Annotated in this window: 14 protein-coding genes, 1 pseudogene, 4 riboswitches and 2 other annotated features; of the genes and pseudogenes, 8 read left to right on the forward strand and 7 right to left on the reverse strand. The window is 48.4% G+C overall.

The features are described 5' to 3' along the window. Positions 1-398: 398 nt before the first annotated feature. Positions 399-1,781 (reverse strand): TrkH family potassium uptake protein, encoded by a 1,383-nt coding sequence (locus ACOBQJ_RS09395; protein ID WP_421071498.1) that lies wholly within the window; start codon positions 1,779-1,781, stop codon positions 399-401. Between the two features lie 55 nt (positions 1,782-1,836). Next, on the reverse strand, positions 1,837-3,216 hold the full coding sequence (locus ACOBQJ_RS09400; protein ID WP_421071499.1) for a TrkH family potassium uptake protein: 1,380 nt from the start codon (positions 3,214-3,216) through the stop codon (positions 1,837-1,839). 147 nt (positions 3,217-3,363) lie between these two features. After that, a riboswitch (cyclic di-AMP (ydaO/yuaA leader) is annotated at positions 3,364-3,654 on the reverse strand. Between the two features lie 170 nt (positions 3,655-3,824). Next, a riboswitch (cobalamin riboswitch) is annotated at positions 3,825-4,017 on the forward strand. A 156-nt stretch (positions 4,018-4,173) separates the two neighbouring features. Between ACOBQJ_RS09400 and ACOBQJ_RS09405 the strand changes: the two genes are divergently transcribed. The 4 genes from ACOBQJ_RS09405 to ACOBQJ_RS09420 all read left to right on the forward strand — a co-directional run bounded on the left by ACOBQJ_RS09405 (position 4,174) and on the right by ACOBQJ_RS09420 (position 8,554). After that, positions 4,174-4,926, forward strand: a complete 753-nt coding sequence (locus tag ACOBQJ_RS09405; RefSeq protein ID WP_421071500.1) for an adenosylcobinamide amidohydrolase — start codon at positions 4,174-4,176, stop codon at positions 4,924-4,926. A gap of 285 nt (positions 4,927-5,211) precedes the next feature. Beyond that, positions 5,212-6,162 (forward strand): ABC transporter substrate-binding protein, encoded by a 951-nt coding sequence (locus ACOBQJ_RS09410; RefSeq protein ID WP_421071501.1) that lies wholly within the window; start codon positions 5,212-5,214, stop codon positions 6,160-6,162. Between the two features lie 26 nt (positions 6,163-6,188). Further along, complete coding sequence (locus ACOBQJ_RS09415; protein WP_421071502.1) at positions 6,189-7,241, forward strand: FecCD family ABC transporter permease; 1,053 nt, start codon at positions 6,189-6,191, stop codon at positions 7,239-7,241. Between the two features lie 47 nt (positions 7,242-7,288). Beyond that, positions 7,289-8,554 (forward strand): heme ABC transporter ATP-binding protein, encoded by a 1,266-nt coding sequence (locus ACOBQJ_RS09420; RefSeq protein WP_421071503.1) that lies wholly within the window; start codon positions 7,289-7,291, stop codon positions 8,552-8,554. A 3-nt stretch (positions 8,555-8,557) separates the two neighbouring features. Here ACOBQJ_RS09420 and ACOBQJ_RS09425 read toward each other — a convergent pair whose 3' ends face one another. After that, positions 8,558-9,850 (reverse strand): hypothetical protein, encoded by a 1,293-nt coding sequence (locus ACOBQJ_RS09425; RefSeq protein WP_421071504.1) that lies wholly within the window; start codon positions 9,848-9,850, stop codon positions 8,558-8,560. Positions 9,851-9,982: 132 nt separating this feature from the next. Next, positions 9,983-10,039: a sequence feature (sodium ion sensor (DUF1646 type); this cis-regulatory element may regulate processes involved in with the transportation of sodium ions), on the reverse strand. Positions 10,040-10,098: 59 nt separating this feature from the next. Continuing rightward, positions 10,099-10,407: pseudogene (locus ACOBQJ_RS09430) on the reverse strand (OmpA family protein); the annotation flags it as partial. Positions 10,408-10,546: 139 nt separating this feature from the next. Next, positions 10,547-10,784: riboswitch (cyclic di-AMP (ydaO/yuaA leader) on the forward strand. Positions 10,785-10,892: 108 nt separating this feature from the next. Between ACOBQJ_RS09430 and dapB the strand changes: the two are divergent. Both dapB and ACOBQJ_RS09440 read left to right on the forward strand, forming a co-directional pair. After that, positions 10,893-11,756: a 4-hydroxy-tetrahydrodipicolinate reductase gene (gene dapB, locus ACOBQJ_RS09435; RefSeq protein WP_421071505.1), complete on the forward strand. Its 864-nt coding sequence runs from the start codon at positions 10,893-10,895 to the stop codon at positions 11,754-11,756. Positions 11,757-11,871: 115 nt separating this feature from the next. Further along, positions 11,872-12,058: riboswitch (cobalamin riboswitch) on the forward strand. Between the two features lie 392 nt (positions 12,059-12,450). After that, complete coding sequence (locus ACOBQJ_RS09440; protein ID WP_421071506.1) at positions 12,451-12,972, forward strand: hypothetical protein; 522 nt, start codon at positions 12,451-12,453, stop codon at positions 12,970-12,972. 240 nt (positions 12,973-13,212) lie between these two features. On the opposite strand, the gene ACOBQJ_RS09445 is transcribed toward ACOBQJ_RS09440, so the two are convergent. Further along, on the reverse strand, positions 13,213-14,496 hold the full coding sequence (locus tag ACOBQJ_RS09445; RefSeq protein ID WP_421071507.1) for an SLC13 family permease: 1,284 nt from the start codon (positions 14,494-14,496) through the stop codon (positions 13,213-13,215). Between the two features lie 284 nt (positions 14,497-14,780). Here ACOBQJ_RS09445 and ACOBQJ_RS09450 point away from each other — a divergent pair, with 284 nt between their 5' ends. Continuing rightward, entirely contained in the window at positions 14,781-16,343 is a 1,563-nt protein-coding gene (locus ACOBQJ_RS09450) for a cation:proton antiporter (RefSeq protein ID WP_421071508.1), read from the forward strand. Between the two features lie 11 nt (positions 16,344-16,354). Here ACOBQJ_RS09450 and ACOBQJ_RS09455 read toward each other — a convergent pair whose 3' ends face one another. Continuing rightward, complete coding sequence (locus tag ACOBQJ_RS09455; RefSeq protein ID WP_421071509.1) at positions 16,355-16,792, reverse strand: universal stress protein; 438 nt, start codon at positions 16,790-16,792, stop codon at positions 16,355-16,357. 145 nt (positions 16,793-16,937) lie between these two features. Next, positions 16,938-16,997: a sequence feature (sodium ion sensor (DUF1646 type); this cis-regulatory element may regulate processes involved in with the transportation of sodium ions), on the forward strand. Between the two features lie 117 nt (positions 16,998-17,114). On the opposite strand from ACOBQJ_RS09455, the gene ACOBQJ_RS09460 reads away from it, so the two are divergent. Further along, the gene (locus ACOBQJ_RS09460) at positions 17,115-18,506 is read left to right on the forward strand and encodes an SLC13 family permease (RefSeq protein WP_421071601.1); all 1,392 of its coding nucleotides are present in this window, start codon (positions 17,115-17,117) and stop codon (positions 18,504-18,506) included. Positions 18,507-18,528: 22 nt separating this feature from the next. On the opposite strand, the gene ACOBQJ_RS09465 is transcribed toward ACOBQJ_RS09460, so the two are convergent. Further along, positions 18,529-19,218 carry a potassium channel family protein gene (locus ACOBQJ_RS09465; RefSeq protein ID WP_421071602.1) on the reverse strand — a complete coding sequence of 230 codons (690 nt, stop codon included), beginning with the start codon at positions 19,216-19,218 and terminating at the stop codon, positions 18,529-18,531. Between the last annotated feature and the right edge of the window lie 73 nt (positions 19,219-19,291).

Below are 19,291 nucleotides of genomic sequence, written 5' to 3' on the forward strand. Positions count from 1 at the left end.
TGCTCCACTTGCAACAAACTTAATATTGTATACAATAATCACTCTTTAGTGCTACTCAGCATCATTATTATAACATATTAATTATCCGGTTCGTTAATAAAATCACTTGTTTTGCATGTATTTTGTATGTATATTGAATACTTGAATACGTGAATACATGAATACAGTATAGCAAAATCATTAAAAGTGACACATATTTAAAATATTGAAGGAAACGACAAAATATTGAGCTATATAAGTATATTGAATACGTGAATACATGAATACAGTATAATAAGTGCCTGGTATTAACATACGCTCAGAAATCTAGGGTTTCGACAGGATATCAATCCTGCAACCTGGCATTTACACGATTAAAAATAAAAGAGCTGCCGGTTTTTTACCGACAGCTTGCTCTTCTAGCCGACCATGATTTTCTCTTCCGGGTAGCGCAGCTGGGACTTTCTCTTTACCCTGGCCAGGGCGAAGGCCAGGGTCAGCGGTCCCAGCCTGCCCAGGAACATGGTCAAAATTATTAAAATCCTGCCAAACGTGGTGAGCTTGGGTGTTATGCCCATGGTTAGTCCCACCGTTCCGAAAGCTGATGTGGTTTCAAACAATAATGCCAGAAAATCTGCCTTTTCCGTAATTGAGAGAAGCAGCGTCACAAAAGTTACAAGGCCGGCAGCAAGCAGAAGGATGGCCAGAGACTTGTAGATTTGGTCCTGTCCAATGCGGCGCTGAAATATTTCGGTATTCTCTTTTCCCCTGATCATGCACCAGACGGAAACTGCCAGGGAGCCAAAAGTGGTGGTTTTAATACCGCCACCCGTGGAACCGGGGGAAGCGCCGATAAACATTAAGATCACTAACAAGAACTGTGTGGCCGAGTGCAGCGCCCCCATGTCCAGGGTGTTGTATCCTGCCGTCCTGGGCGTGACAGCCTGGAAGTAAGAGGCCAGCACCTTGCCCAGCGGACTCAGGCCCCGCAGGGTGTTGTCATATTCCAGAAGGTAGATCATAATTGTACCGGCTATGATTAAAAAACCACTGACGGAAAGGACCAATTTTGTGTGCAGCAGCAGGTGGCCGGGTTCCTTAAAACGCCGGACAACATCAACAATAACACTAAACCCTATCCCGCCCAGGATGATCAGCGTGGTAACACAGAGAGTCACCGTGGCGTCACCGGCGTAATCAGTCAGGCTCTTGAACTCTCCAAAAAGGTCAAACCCGGCGTTATTAAATGCAGATACCGAATGGAAAAGGCCAAACCACAAGCCCTTCTGCCAGCCCAGGTCATATGACCAGCGCAGCGAGAGCACAGCCGCGAAAACCAGTTCAGTTACAAAAGTAAACAAAAGGACATACCTGGCCAGTCTGACAATTCCGGACAGGCTGGTATAGTTCATGGATTCCTGGATGATGAGGCGCTGTTTCAGGCCTATGCGGCGGCCCAAAAGCAGGTAAAGAAATGTCGCCATGGTCATAAAACCCAGGCCGCCAACCTGGATTAAGGCCAGGATTACAATATGCCCGAAGGTAGTCCAGTGAGTCCCCGTATCGACCACTACCAGGCCGGTTACACAGACCGCTGACGTCGCCGTAAAAAGAGACGTTAAAAAATCAATTTCTCTCCCGGGCTGCACAGATACCGGCAGTGTCAGCAAAATAGCGCCGGTTAAAATGATCGCGGCAAAACCTAACACGAGAGTTTGCGCTGGCGAAGCCCTTAGCACGAATCTTTTTTTGCCTGCCCCCATTCCTGAGATGCCGTAATAATCCTTATCAAATATTCCCATTAGACAACTCCTGCACATCATATTAATGCAAACAAAGGGACCTCACAAAAACGTGTCAGCCAATAATAATATGCTCTTTTACGTAATGGTACCTGTCTTCCGGCTTCCGCCTGCGGAACAGCAGCAGTAAAGTTATCAGGCTAATGCGGCCGATTAACATCATCAGTATAATCACTGTTTTACCCGCGGTGGAAAGGCTTGCGGTTATGCCAGTGGAAAGGCCTGTTGTCCCGAAAGCGGAACACACCTCAAAAAGGATCTCCGTAGTTGAAAAGTCTTCTATGGCTGAGAGTGTTATAACAGCGGCCACCACCAGCATCACCGCAATAAAAAATACTGTGAGCGCTTTTACGATATCTTCCTGAAAAAGCTCCCGGCGAAATACTTTAACTGAAGTCCTCCCCTGTATTATTGACAGCATGCTCAGTACCAGCACGGCGAAAGTGGTAGTACGGATGCCGCCGCCGCAGCTGCTGGGCGAAGCGCCGATAAACATCAGCAGGCAGAAGAACAGGAGCGTTACAGTATTGTAAGCGCCGACATCCACAAGGCTGAAGCCGCCGCTGCGTGCGGTCAGAGATTGGAAAAATGACACAGAAATCTTCTGGTGCCACGGCAAACCGGCCAGTGTGTTGTTCTGTTCAAACAGCAGCACAAAGACCAAGCCGGCGAGCAGCAGGGCGAGAAAAGTTACTGTGGATATTTTTGAGTAAAGTGAAAAGCTGATCCTTCCACGCCTGCGCCAGGAAATAAAATTGGAGCTGGCCTCCAGCAGCACCGGGAAACCTATGGCTCCCGCCAGCAGCAGAGTGCCAATGACACCCTGGACTATGTAGTCCTGCTTGAAATTTTGCAGGCTGTTGCCGAACAGGTCAAATCCACTGTTTGTAAAACCTGATATGCTGTGAAAGATGCCGGTACCCAGGGCGCTTGCGAAAGGCGCCTGGTACTCATCCATGAAGTGAACGGTCAGGACCAGCGTGCCTAACAATTCGAGAAGGACGGCTACTTTAAGTATGAAAAGCATCAAATAAACCATCCCCTGCAGGGACAGCTGGTTCTGATCGGCGCTGATCATCATCCGTTCCCGGAGGCTGATCTGGTTACCCCGCATGATGAATACCAGGGTACCGAGAGTCATTATGCCGATGCCCCCAAACTGCATCAGAAATGCCAGGATAAACCGGCCAGTCGTGCTGAAGGTATCCTTAGTGTCAACGACTGTAATCCCGGTAACAGTGGCGGCGCTGGTAGCGGTAAAAACAGCGTCGACCAGGCTGAATTTCACACCCGGCTGCAGAGAGAAGGGAAGGCTTAATAGCACTGTTCCCAAAGCGGCAAACAACAGGTAGCCAAGCACAATCAGCTGAAATGGGCTTACCGTCATCCTTTTTCTTTTAAGGCTCCTCAAATACGAAACCTGGTGTTTTTCCAATACTACAACTCCCGATCAGGTTGTATATCTTTGCTTGCAGGTTTATTATTTGCTCTTTAATCAAAAAACAGAATTGATATAAAACAAAAAACCCCGCAAACAAGATAATCGTCAGGGGGATTTTCAGACAATACAAATAAACATCCTTCATCCTTCTTTCAAACGCTTACGAGGTTAGCTGACGGATTCGGGCCGAAAGAATAGCCCTACGATTTCAGAAGTCAGTCGTCTGAGGTCGGATGTCAGATCGTCTGAGGTCGGATGTCAGATCGTCTGAGGTCGGATGTCAGAAGCCGGATTACTTGTTGGGAAAATCGCCTGGCGATTTTCCTTCTTATGATCTGACTTCGGGCATCTGATTTCTGACCTCTGAAATCGATTCACCCCGGTGAAAGTGGTTCCCCCGCTTCTTTCCCAAGAATTAAGCGATATCTTTTAATGAATATATTATAAATCCGCTTGCAGAAAAAACAAGTACTATTTGAAATAAGCGGGCACCGCCAGGCCGCATAGTCCAGCTCCATCCAATTGGGGGATACTGCATTAATTTAAAATATGGCAGGATTTTGTCTTATTAACGCGAATACAGCATTAAATAAATCTGCCAATCTTATCATATTGGAACAGGTCGCTGTTAATAGGAGCGTTAAAGGGGAAGTCCGGTTTGATCCGGCGCGGTCCCGCCACTGTAAGGGTGATGAACTCTAAACAAGTCACTGGCAAGGCTGATTAGCCGGCCGGGAAGACGGAGTAATCGAATGACCCTCAGCCAGGAGACCTGCCTGTTCTTCGATCACTAAAATACCTACGGTTGATAGGTAGTGATCGTTCAGGTCAAAGGTTGCTTTTGAACACAGCCTGGATGTCCTGCCCTACCTCGTATTTTAGGCCGGGGTTTTTGTTTTTATTGGCCTTTATGCCGCCAGCATTGCTTTTATATTAAGGAAGGTGTGAAATTTGGCGCCCGCCGGTAAAACTTTGGTGGAATACATATCTCCACAACCAGGTAAATGGGTTGAACTGCAAAAAGGTCTGCGGGCTTTCACCGGGCCTGGTTATATCCTGGCCGCTGCCACCAGGCCATGGGTCACAGTTAATTCAGGGATTTTTGGAGGCGGGATCGGCCGGAAGCGGTATTTTTTAAACCGCCAGGTGGATAAGATGTACTCTTCTGACTGTCCCGCGGATGAGATGGCTGCTTACCTGGCGTCACAATTTGAATCATACAGCTCTGCTTCAGGAGTTGACTGGGCGGCCCTTATGACCGCGGCCAGGGTCAATGACGCGTGCTGGGTGAAAGTTTCACACCAGGATTACCTGGCGCACCTGATTATCACGGCGGGGGTCAACAACGCCTGCTCCGCCGGCGTCACTCCGTATTGCGTGCCGGCTCCCAATATAACTAAACCCGGAACGATCAACATTATGGCCTTCCTTTCTCATTCACTGACGCCCGGCGCGCTGGTCAACGCCGTGCAGACCGTTACTGAAGCTAAAACCCAGACCCTGCGCGATCTCGATGTTACCTGCCCGGTGACAGGAGCATTCGCCAGCGGCACAAACACTGACGCGACACTAATCGCGTCGGCTGATTCAATACCATGCGAATATGCCGGCCCGGGAACGTTGATAGGGTATATGCTTGCCCGCGGCGTACGCGCGGCATTGACCCGGGCGGTGAAGGCCTACCTGGAGGCAGGAAGCTACTAAATGAGACGTGAGACGTGAGACTTGAGATGTGAGAAATGAACGACAGGTCTTAAAGGTCTACAAAACCCTAAAGGAATGCATGGATCACAGGACTCACGTCACACGACACACGACTAAATTGGTCTACGTCGCACGACCCAAGCAGCGGGAGCGTGTCTAGGGGACGGTTTTTATGACACGCTTACAAATCATAAATCAAGAGAGTAAAGCGTGTCAGAAGAACTGTCCTCTTGACACGCTCCATTGAGACGTGAGACGTTAATTCATTCCTGAAAGGGGTGCTTCATGTTGGACAAAAAGAAACAAACACTCTATACGGTCCTGTCTGTTATCTTGATCATCTCTATGGCGGCTTTCCTGCTGCAGGGATGCGGCAATGCAGCAAAACCTGTGAGCGGCTCCGGTTTTCCAATGCAGATTACAGATGACCTGGGCAGGGTGGTAACAATTAAGGAGGCGCCCCAGCGAATTGTTTCCCTGGCGCCAGCTATGACAGAGATCCTCTTTGCGCTGGATTTGGGCGACAAGGTAGTGGGTGTAACCAACTACTGCAACTACCCGGACGAGGCCAAAACGAAGCCAAAGGTTGGCGGTTTCTCCACTCCAAACGCGGAACTGGTGGTTACAGCCAAGCCGGACCTGGTGCTGGCCACAAAAATCAATGAGAACTTCATACCCCAGCTGGAGAGCGCGGGACTGACAGTGGTCGTCATAGAGTCACTGGACATGGTGCAGGTCCTGGAAGATATAAAACTGGTCGGAAAGTTTACCGGGGCAGCTGAGGCGGCAAACAAACTGACCGCTGATATGCAAAAGCGTATCGACAGCATCACCGCCAAGATAAGCAGGCTTCCCGACGAACAAAAGCCCGCCGTATATTTTGAAATATGGCCGGACCCTCTCACCACCGGCGGCTCCAAAAGCTTCGTCAACAGCCTCATAACTATGGCGGGGGGTAAAAACATTGCCGGCGACGTGGAACAGGACTGGGTTAATTTAAGTCCCGAAATGGTGCTGGCCAGGGACCCCAAGGTCGCTATCTTATGCCACCATGGTTCATCTCTGCAGACTGTGGAGGAATTTAAATCCCGCAAGGGGTGGGAACAGGTTTCCGCCATCAGGAATGACCGCGTCGGCCTGGTCGTAGACGAGAACACCGTGGTCCGCCCCGCTCCGCGTATGGTGGAGGGTTTTGAGTTTATGGCAAAGTTGTTCCACCCTGATCTCATAAAATAGGCAGACATGGACTGGGGGACAAATAGTTGGATCAGTATGACCGGGTTTGGCGGAGAAAAGTGTTAATATTTTTATTATTGGCCGTACTGGGGCTGACTGTGGTTTTATGCACCACTATCGGCCCGGCGCGGATTGGCTTTACCGACGTCTTAACCATGATGCTGCGCCGCCTGCCGTGGGCCGGCGACCTGATACCGCGCGGCGACTGGCCTGATAATTATGAGACTATTGTCTTCCAGATGAGGCTGGCGCGGGTGGTCCTGGCGGCTCTGGTCGGCGCCGGCCTGGCCGCCTCCGGTGTAGTCCTGCAGGGCCTCCTCATAAACCCGATGGCCGACCCTTACATCCTGGGTATTTCCCAGGGCGCCGCTCTTGGGGCGACTGCTGCCATGCTGTCGCTCGGCGGGTTGCTGGCGCTGGGAATATACACGGTTCCCCTGGTTGCCTTCCTGGGCGGCCTGGTTACCTCCATTGTAGTATACAACCTGGCCAGGGTGGGAAACCGGGTCCAGATGTCGACCCTGCTTCTGGCCGGGATAGCGGTCGGGCTGTTCCTTTCAGCCATAACCTCATATATAATGATCACCAGCGGCCAGAATGTCCACCAGATACTCTTCTGGATGATCGGCGGGTTCGCGGGACGCGGCTGGGACCACGTCATGGTCCTGCTGCCCTACATTATAACAGGCTATTCCATCATGCACCTCTATGCCCGCAGGATGAACGTAATTCTTTTGGGCGAAGAACCTGCGCAGCACCTCGGCATAGATGTGGAAAGGATGAAAAAAGTCCTGCTCACAGCTGCGACCCTGACCACTGCTTCCGCCGTTTCAGTCAGCGGTGTAATAGCTTTTGTCGGCCTGATTATACCCCACGCGGTGCGCCTGATGGTCGGTCCCGACCACCGGGTCCTGCTGCCTACCGCTGCTCTCACCGGCGCCATTTTCCTGATTGTGGCTGACGCCCTGGCCCGCGTTGCCGCGGCCCCTGAAGAAATACCCGTGGGCATCATTACGGCCCTGTGCGGCGGCCCCTTTTTCATATACCTGTTAAGGAAGAAAAACGACCCTGGATTTTAAAAAGAAATTTCAGCGCGTTTCAAAGTTGACCCTGGAGGTTTTGGACAGTGGCTGTAATTTTAAAAATAGATGACATCGAATGTTCATACGGGGCTGTCAAAGTGCTGAACGGGTTGACCTTTTCCGTGGCCGGCGGCAGTATTACCGGTATCATCGGCCCCAACGGGTCAGGCAAATCGACTCTTTTAAAGTCCTTGAGCCGGGTACTGAAACCTGCGAGAGGATCGGTGCTGCTTGACGACGAGGACCTCTACAGGCTGGACACGCGGGAAGTGGCCCAAAAAATGGCCGTGGTCCCCCAGGAGACCGCTGTAAATTTTTCATTTGCGGTTAAAGACATAGTTTTAATGGGCCGCTCCCCTCACCTGGGACGTTTTCAAAGCGAGGGAGAAAAAGATTTTGCAGCAGCCAGGCAGGCAATGGAACTGACAGACACGCTCCACCTGGCTGACCGGCTGATCACCGCCGTCAGCGGGGGTGAAAGGCAGAGGGTGATTATTGCCAAGGCCCTGACCCAGGAGCCGAAGATAATTTTGCTGGACGAGCCGACCTCTCACCTTGATATTAACCACCAGGTTGAAATACTAAGCCTGTTAAAGCGGTTGAACAGGGAAAACGACCTGACCATTATCGCGGTTTTTCACGACCTGAACCTGGCCGCGCAGTACTGCGACAGCCTTATTTTAATGAAAAAAGGCAGCATCTACACCGTGGGAGAACCGGCGGAAGTGCTGACCGCCGACAATATCAAGGAAGTATACGGCGCCAGCGTCCTGGTCAGAAAGCATCCTGTAAACGGCCGGCCTTCCATTATACTCCTGGCCCAGGAGTCACAGAACTTATTAAAAAAGGGCAAAATACATGTTGTCTGCGGCGGCGGGGCCGGAGCGTCTTTACTGGGGCTGCTGGCCGGACAGGGGTATGAAGTCAGCGCCGGAGTCCTCAACTTGGGGGATGTCGACTGGGAAACAGCCCGGTTTTTGGATATAAGAATGGCTGAAGAAATACCTTTCCTGCCGGTTTCCGAACGCAGCCACCAGGAAAACATAAAACTTATCGGTAACGCCGATGTTTGCATACTGGTAAACATCCCTTTTGGCCGGGGAAACTTAAAAAACCTGGAGGCTGTCTCTCTTGCCCTGGAAAATTCTAAACCTGTTTTGCTTATAGAAGAACAAGATATTAAAGAGCGGGATTTCACAGGCGGCAAAGCTGCCCTGCTGTACAACAGTTTAAAGGAAAAAGGAGCGGTTGTCCTGCGTGACAAAGCCGCGCTCCTGGATTGGCTGCGGGATTCGTTGTCCATCGACTAAGTGTCAAGCCTTTTTGGCATAATCAAATCCAACGTTACAGCTGGCGGTCTTATTTACTTGTACTAAGTGTTCCATTATTTTTGCCCATATCAGTTGTGTTTCTTTAAATGCACGATAATGTCTTCTAACGTTCTTGTGGTGCTTATCCAGTTCTTCCAGGATGTTTATAAAATCCGGCTGTCCAAAATATAAGCAGATTTTCGGCAGTGTCACCCTTAACTGATTTCTCATCTTTTCAATCTTTTCCTCATAATTATCCGGCGCTGTAATATAGAGGAGCAACGGTTTATAGCGAATCCAACCTATACAAGCCCTGTAGAACCGGGTAATAATATGGTCGGTATCAGCCCTGATGAATTTCAGCCGTGTTGGGAGCACACCTTCTAAAAGGTGGTTATATGTGGAAAAACCATCATGGAAGGTGTAGCAGGGCACACGCAGAACTTTTCTATCGTTCAGGCAGGTGCTCAGAAAAGTATCCTCGCCCCTGGCTCCCGGCGGGTTGTAAAACGGAAAGACCCTGCGGGGATCGGTAAGGTTGATACACAGGTTGGCGCCAGAGATGAATTTGGCATGGTTAACCTCCCGCACCTCTGACGCAGCGCCGCTGGTAAGCACACCGGTATCCGCGTAAGTTACTCCACCGTCGCTCATCACCTTCTTGATATTATCCCAGTTCAAAATATCATTACTGATGGCTTCAATGAAAGTGCGAAAAACATTTTCAGTCATTATCTCGTCATATTCCACGTATGGAATTGGCGATACATAGCCGCAGTGATTGCCATGGGTTATATCCGCACGAGTTATGTGTTTCAGGTGGGTGGCCAGAACATGCTGCCCTCCCCAGATTGCTGTTTCATGTGTATTTGTAACCGCCACCGGGTATTCGTCGTCATCCAGAAAAATCAGGCAATCCATATTGTCTTTTATAGCGTTATAGAGCAATGCGTTTCGTTTTACTGCGTATCCTTTGCCGAATACCATGCGCGCTTCCCGCAGGCTGACAACATTATTTTGAACAAGGCAATCGATTTCTTCTTCTATGGAGGAGCTTCCAATAAACCGGCTGCTGTCAAGTTGATCCATTAGTTCCGGTTTTACGTTGGTATAATCTGTTACTTTGGTTTTGTGATAATCAAGATCGTATGCGATATAGAGATTTAAGCTGATTTTTTCATTTCCCACCAGGCCTGATTCATTCCAGTTATGGATATAAGCCCCAAGGACCTTGCGGAAACTTTTCCTTCCTGTGGCAAAGCCGATCCCAATCTTGATTTCCCTCTGTTTCTCCAAAATCATACCTCCCTCTTTAATAGTTTTCAAACCTCCCAAAATTGAGGAAATTATAAATCAACCATACAACTTTAATAAACTTATGAAGTTGTCTGTTTGTCTAAAAATTAAGGGCGGGTCAGCCAGTAACCTGACTTCCCACCCCAGAAGCCTCTACCTTGAAAACGAACCTGCCTGGTACGTCCAACTCGTAAAAAGCACTCTATTTTTTTCCATTTTATCACATTTAATTATTATTTTCAACTGAGCTAAAATCCGGAGTAAGTGAATTCCAGGTCAACCCTCCTCTGTTCCTTCCTGCCTTCCTCCAATTCTTTCTCCTCATCGATTTCAGCGATGTTCTTTGTCACAATCCTCTCCGGCGAAACACCGGCGGTTTGAACTAAATAATTAGTTACAGTTTCGGCCCTCATCCTGGAAATATATTCATTTGCATATTGCCCCCCGGTGCTGTCAGCATATCCCGTAGCTGTTAACACATATTGTTTTTGAGTATTTAAAAATTGGGCAAGTTGATCCAGCTTAAGCTTCTCTCCTTCTTCCAGTTCATACGCATTTTCTTTAAAATAAACACGCTGTACGACATCTTTGTATGATTATTTATTATTTTAATTTTATATATTAGGTATTGCAACTGACAACTTTTGTTGATATAATAAGTTGTAGCAAATATTTAACAATTCAATCAGGCGCTGCCTCAATAAACCGCTCAATTCTTCAAGCAAGAAGCGGGGGAACCAATTTACACCGGGGTGAATCCGTTGAGTCGTGAGTCGTGAGTCGTGAGAACTGTGGAATGGCTTTGGGGTTTAAAACCCTAAAGAATTACCCGGATCCTCACGTCCCACGTCCCAAGTCCCACGTCTCAAAGGTAGGGCTAATCTTTCGGCCCGAATCCGTCAGCTAACCTCGTAAGCGTTGAAAGGGAAGCAGTCAATAATTAAAGCTTTTGGGTTTTGCCCAGTCATTGCTTATTCCCTTTTTACCCCGGTGTTATAAACCGTGGTTTTTTTATCCAAATTTAAAAACGGGAGGCGAGCAAATGTCCATGAAAGCAAGAGTCGCTCTTTTTGGTTTCGGCCGTATGGGCCAGGCTGTAGCCAGGAACCTGTTAAAAGACCCTTCTTTAAAGCTTGTGCTGGTGGCAAGCCGCAGCGGCGGCGATAAAGTGGGCAGAGACATAGGAGATATTTTAGAAATCCCTGAAACAGGATTAATTGTAAAGGGAAGCGATCAGCTTATTCAGTCTCTGGCAGCAACACGTCCGGATATTGTAGTCGACTTCACCAACCCTGAGACAGGCCTTATCAACCTTAAAACTGCAGCCAAATACGGCGCTGACTTGATTGTCGGAACCACGGGTTATACAAAGTTCCAGACCGAGGCGCTGCGCTCTATTGCTAATATGTATGAAGTAAGCCTGGTTATGGCTCCAAACCTCTCTATCGGCATAAATATGCTGATGGATTCAGCGAAAAAGATGGCTAAAGTCCTGTCGGGCTTTGATATCGAGGTAATAGAGGAACACCACCGGTACAAGAAGGATGCGCCTTCAGGAACAGCAATATGTTTGGCTAAAACAATTGCTGAAGGGGTGGGTATAAACCCGGAAAAAGGGTTGATTTTTGGCAGACAGGGGAATAAAAGCAGTAAGGGAAGAGAGATCGCCATACACGCCATACGCGGCGGGGGAACTATAGGAGTGCATAAAATAGTATTTGTCAGCGACAACGAGCGCCTGGAAATCAAGCATGAATCCATTAACCGCAATGCTTTTACCGACTGTCTGAAAAAAGTAATACAATACATCCACTCTCATCCGACAGGTATATACTCTGTTGAAGAAATTTTAGGATTGGAAGCGCCCAAGCCTGTAAAACAAATTGCAAAAGTGGACGTTTCATGACGCAGCATAAAAATTTGTTGATTTAGTCAGTTTTATCTTCCGATAGGCAGTTTTATATTTTAAAGATTATTTTTTAGTGGACAAATAGTATAGATAGTGTTAGGATGTTTTTAACTAAATAAGGTACTGTCCAGGTACCCCTTAACGGGGTGAAAAGGGAACCGGGTGAAAATCCCGGACGGTCAGGCCACTGTATGTGGGGAGCGGCTCCCTCAGTGCCACTGGGTTAAAGTAGCCCGGGAAGGCGGGAGATCGGCTGAGATCCACAAGTCAGGAAACCTTACTGGTCAGGTTGGTACCGCCTTCCGTGTAAAGGCCGGGGCTGTTTTTGTTTTTTAAAAAGGTTTATACCATTTTGAAAAACCCGGGTTCATAGCGGAGGAATCCGGGTTTTCATTTATCTCCTTCTTCCAAGAATGTTTTTTTGCATTTACCCGTTCAGTATAGAACGGGTTTTTTTTATGACCGGAAGGAATTTGACAATTTGTAAAATAAATATATGCTAGAATCATAAGGTTTTAAAAAAAACTGACAGGATTAACAAGATTAAGCCAATTAACATGATTTTATAAAAATCAAGTAAAAGAATTTATTACTAATAAAGATTATTTAAATCTTGTAAATCCTCAAAATCCTGTAAATCTTGTGATATGTGTTTTATTTGTTTGTAAATTAGTTTTAGGGAGTGGTGGTTGTGAAAAGGCGAAGAAGCGCCAAATTCAAGGGAAAACAACAGCCGGATCAACAGCACAGTATGGCGTCGAAGCCGCCGGAACAGGAACTGGAAAGTAAAGATCTCTATCAGGTTAACCCGGTCAGGGATAAGCAGGCAGGGATAGAAGGCTGCCTTCCGCTTGCCGTAATCCTGGAGATTATGGCCACTGAGTATGAGGAAGGAAAGCAGGGAGACGCGCTGTGCAGGGCCGCGGTGCGCCTGGCCGAGGAGAGCGGGGAAATCGCCAGTTACCGGGCCAGGTGGGACGCAGCTCAGGAAGACTCGTCCGGCAGCCAGTCGATATACCTGTTTGACCGCCGCCAGGCCATGGAACTAATCCGTTACCATCAGAACAAGGGGAACAGGGAAGCCCTGCAAAAGGAAAAGGACAAGCTTAAGATAGCGGAGGGCCGCCTGCTTCTCGGCCAGTCTCCGCCGCTGAAAATTACCGGCGACGACCTGGAGAAACTGGAGGAATTTATCAGGGGACACGGGTTCTAATGAGTCGTGGGACGTGGGTACTGTGACGTGAGACTTGAGACGTGGGACGTGAGAATATCTCGCTTTTCTCTGTAGCCTTATAAGATAAACTATGGGTCATAAAATAATATTTGTGAGCCGAACGTGATTAAATACTGCGTTCGGCTTTTGCGTTCATAAAGTGCGGCTCCTTAATGGGATGGATTCTTATTTATGGGCGTGATTTATCACATTTTTAGCGGCTCGACAAAGAGTTTTTATTCAGTGGAGATAGCGAAGCAGCAGGTATGCCATGGAAATAGCGACCGACATCAGCATCATCGGAAAGGCTATTTTAATAAAGTTAACAAAAGTTATAAGGAATCCCCTTTTCTCCGCCAGGCCTGCTACCACCACATTGGCCGAAGCCCCGATAAGGCTCCCGTTGCCGCCAAGGCAGGCTCCCAGAGAAAGGGACCACCACAGGGGTTCCAGGTCTGGTATTCCCCCAATACGGCCCATGTCCTGGATCAGCGGGATCATCGTCGCTACAAACGGTATATTATCCACAAAGGCCGAAGCTATAGCTGACAGCCACAAAATAAGTATTCCGGTGGAGACCATAGCCCCGCCTGTTATTTCCAGTGACTTTCTCGCTATATATTCGATTACTCCCACCTCATCCAGCGCGCCGACCACGACAAACAGCCCGGCGAAGAAGAAGATAACCGTCCATTCCACCGCGCCGAGGGCTTTTTCAGGATTATCCCGCGTCAAAAGCAGCAGCAAAGCCGCGCCCGAAAGAGCGATTGTGGCGGATTCCAGGTGCAGAAACTGGTGCAATATGAAACCCAGGATGGTAAGTCCGATAACCAGGAGAGACTTTTTGAGCAGGACAGGATCTTTAATTTCCTTCCTCTCGTCCAGGTCCATAATATTCTTTTGCAGTTCCGGTGTTGTCACCAGCTGTTTTTTGTATAGCAGCTTCAGCCAGATTATGTTGGCGAAATAAATCACTATAATGACCGGGGTAAGCGCGATTACAAAATCTAAGAAACCCAGCCCGGCAGCGCTGCCGATCATAATATTAGGCGGGTCGCCAATCAGAGTTGCTGTCCCGCCAATATTTGAAGCGATAATTTCAGCATACAGGTAAGGGAGCGGATTTATTTTCAACTGACGGGTAATGGCAAAGGTTACGGGGACTATCAGCAGAACAGTGGTCACATTGTCGAGGAAGGCTGATAACACAGCGGTGACGGCAGCCAGCGCCATCATGATCCGGACCGGCTCCCCCTTCACGAATTTGGCTGACATTATCGCCAAATACTCAAAAACACCGGTTTGGCGGGTTATTCCAACTATGACCATCATACCGATGAGGAGGCCGATGGTGTTGAAGTCGATGGCCATGACAGCCCTCTCCTGCGTGATAATCCCTGCCATCAGGATCAGCATTGCACCGCAAAGCGCCACTATGGTACGGTGAATTTTATCTGCGATTAACAACAGGTAAGTCCCCAGGAAAATCACGCAGGCAAAGGAAACCTGATATGTCTCCGGCACTTTCACTTTCCCCTTTTAAAAATACTGTTGAATACTGTATTTTTTTCAACCTTCGATACACAATATATCTTATCCCTCTTCCAACTAACTGACAAGGATTTCTGAAATAATGTTTACTATATATAAATATTAAGTTTTTTAATCGACCTTCGTTAAGCTGAATACATCATTAGAATCCAGGCAATATATGCCTGGTAAGCTTTTTTAAGGTATAATTATTAAAAAGCCGCTAAGAGATAATTATTCTGGTACATATATAAAAAACAAGGGGCGTAGTCGAACAGATGGTTATCCATAACATACAGTTAGTTTTTATTCTTTTAGCACTTTCCGTTGGCGTAACAGCACTGGCTAAAAGGCTAAACAAACCGTACCCCATAGCCCTGGTTACCATCGGGGCGGTAGTCGGGCTGATGCCGGTTGAGGGGGTCCTTGAAGAAGTAAGGAATTTTTTTGCTTCAGATGAAGTCTTCCGCACAGCTGTTATTTCCATTTTTCTGCCGGCGCTGCTCGGTGAAGCTTCCCTGAAACTCTCCTATACAGATATCAGCAAGAACCGCCGGCCGATAATACTGCTGGCTTTTCTGGGCACTTTGATTGCCTTCGCGGTAACAGGCGGCCTTTCTCATTTTGCTTTGGGTCTTCCCCTCCAGACAGCGCTGGTCTTTGGCGCTTTAATGGCGGCGACTGACCCGGTAAGCGTCATTTCGATATTTAAAAACCTTGGCGTCAACCGCCGCCTGGCAGTAATCATGGAAGGCGAAAGCCTGGTCAATGACGGCATCTCGGTTGTGCTTTTCAAGCTGTCCGTTTACTCCCTTGCTTATATCTTCTCATTGGGCCTGTGGGGCGCCGCCGCCGGGGTGGCGATGTTCTTTAAAGTAGTGGTCGGAGGCACGCTGGTGGGCCTTTCCCTCGGCTTTTTAATATCGCAGATCGGCCGCTATTTTGATGATTACCCCCTGGAAAACGCGTTTTCAGTGGTCCTTTTTTTTGGCGCCTACATTATCGCGGAACAAATCGAGGTCTCCGGCGTCATCGCAGTGGTGGCGGCCGGGCTGGTACTGGGCAATTACGGCAAGGATATCGGGATGTCCCCCACCACCAGGTTCAGCATCTCCGTTTTTTGGGACACCATTGTGCTGGCCGCCAATTCCCTGGTCTTCATCCTGGTCGGCCTGGAAATATCCCACATCACTATCGCTGAACACATATTTCAAATACCGGTGGCGTTTGTCCTGGTGTTGATCGGCCGGGCAGCGGCCGTCTATGTATCAACACTGGGATATAAACTGCCAAAATCATACAAGCACATTATTAACTGGGGCGGGCTGAAGGGTTCACTTTCCCTGGCCCTGGCCTTGAGCCTGCCCCTGGATTTTGCCGGCCGGGAAACAATAATCACCCTTACCTTAAGTGTCGTGTTCTTCTCCCTGTTTATACAGGGGTTGTCCGTTTCCCCGCTGATACGCGCCCTGGGTCTCCAGAAAACCGTGAGCGGATTAAAAGAGTATGAACAGTTATTATTCGAATTGCAGCAAGCCGCCGCGGCAGGGGATGAACTCATCCGCCTGTATAAAGAGGGTCAGGTTTCCCCCCAGATTTTTGATAAAATTGAGAAGGAAAATGCGGAAAGGTTCCTGGCGGTTAACCACAGGTTAAGCGCCCTTTATGACAAATACCCGGAACTTCTTCAGGAACAGGAGTTCAACGCGCGTAAAAAGCTCCTCTATGCTGAACACTTGTCCATAGAGAAGCTTTTATCGGAAGGTGTTTTAAGCGAGGAGACAGGGAGCGAGAGAAAACACCTGGTCATGGAACAGATGGAGTCATATGAAAAAAACTAGGATTTCACTGATTAATCTTTTGTGATCAGGACCGGGCACCTGGCATTCTGTGTTACATAGTTGGATACGCTCCCCAGACCTAACATGATTCCTTCAATAAAGCCCCGGTTGCGTGAGCCTATGGCAATCAGGTCTATTTTTTCTTTTTCGGCAAAACGGACGATAGCAGCACCGGGGCTGTCTTTTACAATAACAGTCTGGACCCGCACACCCTGGTTTTTAACCTTTTCCTCAGCCTCTTGCAGCTCACTCTTAAAATAGTCGAGGCTCTTGTACTCCAAATCCTTCAGCATATCCTGGTCTGCTACTGATGTTACTATTCCAGGCATTTTGACGGAGGTAAAGATATAAATTTCAGCATCGCAGTTTTTTGCTATTTCCGCTGCGATCTCCAGGGCTTTATGGGACTTTTTGCCACTGTCATATGCCACAAGAATTTTTTTAATCAATTAAAAATACCTCCTCCCAATTAATAATTCTTCTAACAGCGGCAAATTATTCCTGCTTATTAAAAAATATGAGCCCTTAAAAATCTTGTCCGGTGCCGGGTGTTATGTTAAAGTAATATAGATAATCTTTATAAAGATGTTTCCGGGTTGAGCGAACTTTTTCAGGTTCGTTTTCAAGGTAAACAGGCTTCTGGGGTGGGAAGTCATGCTAATGACGTCCCACTTTTTTAATGCAAAAAAGTATTATTGTAAATGATAGTAATGATGCTGCCGGTTTAAAATGTCAGTAAAACGCGCAACCGGTTTCAACGGGGTGAAATTTTTGATTGAACAGTACCAGGTGATAATAGCGACCTCAGTTTTTCTGATTACTTATGTAGTAATAGTATCTGAAAAAATTCACCGGACAGTTGCGGCCCTGGTCGGGGCAGCCCTGGTGGTATTAACGGGAATCATCAACCCGGAAAGAGCTGTAGAGGCCATTGACTTCAATACTATCGGCCTGCTGGTCGGCATGATGATCATTGTGGGCATCACCAGGCACACCGGTGTATTTGAATTTCTGGCAATTAAAGCTGCCAAAAGTTCGAAAGGCGAGCCGCTGAGGATCATTGCCGCCCTGTCCCTGGTCACAGCAGTACTGTCGGCGTTATTAGACAATGTCACCACTGTCCTGTTAATTGTGCCTGTCACTTTTGCCATCGCCAGGCAGCTGAAAATTACGCCGCTGCCGTTCCTGATCGCCGAGATCATTGCCTCCAACATTGGTGGCACCGCCACACTCATAGGCGACCCGCCGAACATCATGATCGGCAGCGCCACCGCTCTCGGGTTCATGGACTTCGTGTTTAACCTGACACCGATAGTGGTTGTAGTATACGTTTTGACAATCCCATTGCTCCAGCTCATCTACAAGAACCAGCTGTCGGCGAAAGAGGAACTTCAGGCGAATATCATGCGGCTGGATGAGAGTGAAGAGCTAAAGGACCCTGTCCTGCTGCGTAAAAGCCTCCTGGTGCTCGCCCTGACCATTTTAGGCTTCGCCCTGCACCAGTATGTCCACCTCGAGTCGTCGGTGATTGCCCTGTCAGGGGCAACGCTTTTGCTTTTGATCACAAAGGAGGACCCTGAACACGCTCTGCAGATCGTGGAATGGCCTGTGATTTTTTTCTTTATCGGGCTTTTTGTGGTGGTTGGAGCATTAGAAGAGGTAGGCGTGATAGAGGCGGTGGCCAGGTGGGCACTGGAAATAACCGGCGGGGACGTGCTCCCGACAGGCATACTGATCCTCTGGCTGTCCGCTGTTGCTTCTTCATTTGTTGACAACATCCCGTTCGTCGCCACCATGATCCCGCTGATCCAGGATATGGGCAGGCTTGGCGGCATCACCGACCTTAACTTTTTGTGGTGGTCTTTGTCCCTGGGGGCCTGCCTGGGCGGCAACGGGACCATAATAGGCGCCTCAGCCAATGTCGTGGTAATCGGCATGGCTGAAAAAAGAGGCCAGTATATAGGCTTCATGGACTTTTTCAAGATAGCCTTTCCCCTGATGCTGCTGTCCATCGTGATATCGTCCGGTTATCTTTTTTTCTGGTATGTTTTCCACACCCAGACCGCGATGCTTGTTACATTTGGCACCGGGATAATCCTGGCGCTGCTGTTAAGGCCGGTAACCGGTATGCTGCTGAGAAAGAAACAGCGGGAAGGGCTTTAGTTGAAGGTTTATGACCCTACTCCTACTTCTCTTCCAGGTCTCTTAACTTATCGTTGCGGCCTACTATCACCAGTACGTCCCCATCCAGCACCATCTGCTTGGCGCCGGGGGATATAATAACATCATTACCCCGCCGTATGGCCAACACTGTTACTCCGTGTTTCACCCTTAATGCTCCTTCAGCCAGCGTTTTTCCGGCGAAATCATCCGGCGCCATCAGCTCGATAATGCTGTAATCGGGCGAAAGGTTGATCTGGTCCATAATATTTTTTGAGACAAGGGCCTGGGCCACCCGGACACCCATATCCCGCTCGGGAAAAACCACCTTGTCGGCGCCGACCCTTTCCAGGACCTTCCCGTGCAGTTCGGTTACAGCTTTGGACACCACTTTTTTAACTCCCAAATCCTTGAGCATCACAGTAACCAGGATGTTACTCTGAATGTCCTGGCCGATGGCCACGACCACCACGTCAAAATTGCGGATACCGAGCGCTTTGAGCGCCTGCTCGTCCATGGCGTCCACCTGGACCGCGTGAGTAACCCTGTCCATGATGTTGTTGACTTTTTCCTCGTTTGTGTCGACCGCCAGGACGTCGTAGCCCATCCTGGTAAGTGTCATGGCCAGGCTTGTCCCGAAACGCCCCAGGCCGATTACGGCAAACTGTTTCATTTTCCCAACCACCCATACTTTTTCTAAATTAAATTTGTGTATATACTGCTCGTCATCCTTTAAATAATATGTAAAAAACAAAGCCAAAGTAAACTATATACTTATAGTAAATGCA

The organism is Pelotomaculum propionicicum, from assembly GCF_048984525.1.
Taxonomy (GTDB): Bacteria; Bacillota; Desulfotomaculia; order Desulfotomaculales; family Pelotomaculaceae; genus Syntrophopropionicum; species Syntrophopropionicum propionicicum_A.

Excerpts from the sequence above, each read along its gene's own strand:
- ACOBQJ_RS09395 (WP_421071498.1), bottom strand. The coding sequence starts at position 1,781 with ATGGGAATATTTGATAAGGATTATTACGGCATCTCAGGAATGGGGGCA.
- ACOBQJ_RS09410 (WP_421071501.1), top strand. The coding sequence starts at position 5,212 with ATGTTGGACAAAAAGAAACAAACACTCTATACGGTCCTGTCTGTTATC.
- dapB (WP_421071505.1), top strand. The coding sequence starts at position 10,893 with ATGTCCATGAAAGCAAGAGTCGCTCTTTTTGGTTTCGGCCGTATGGGC.
- ACOBQJ_RS09450 (WP_421071508.1), top strand. The coding sequence starts at position 14,781 with ATGGTTATCCATAACATACAGTTAGTTTTTATTCTTTTAGCACTTTCC.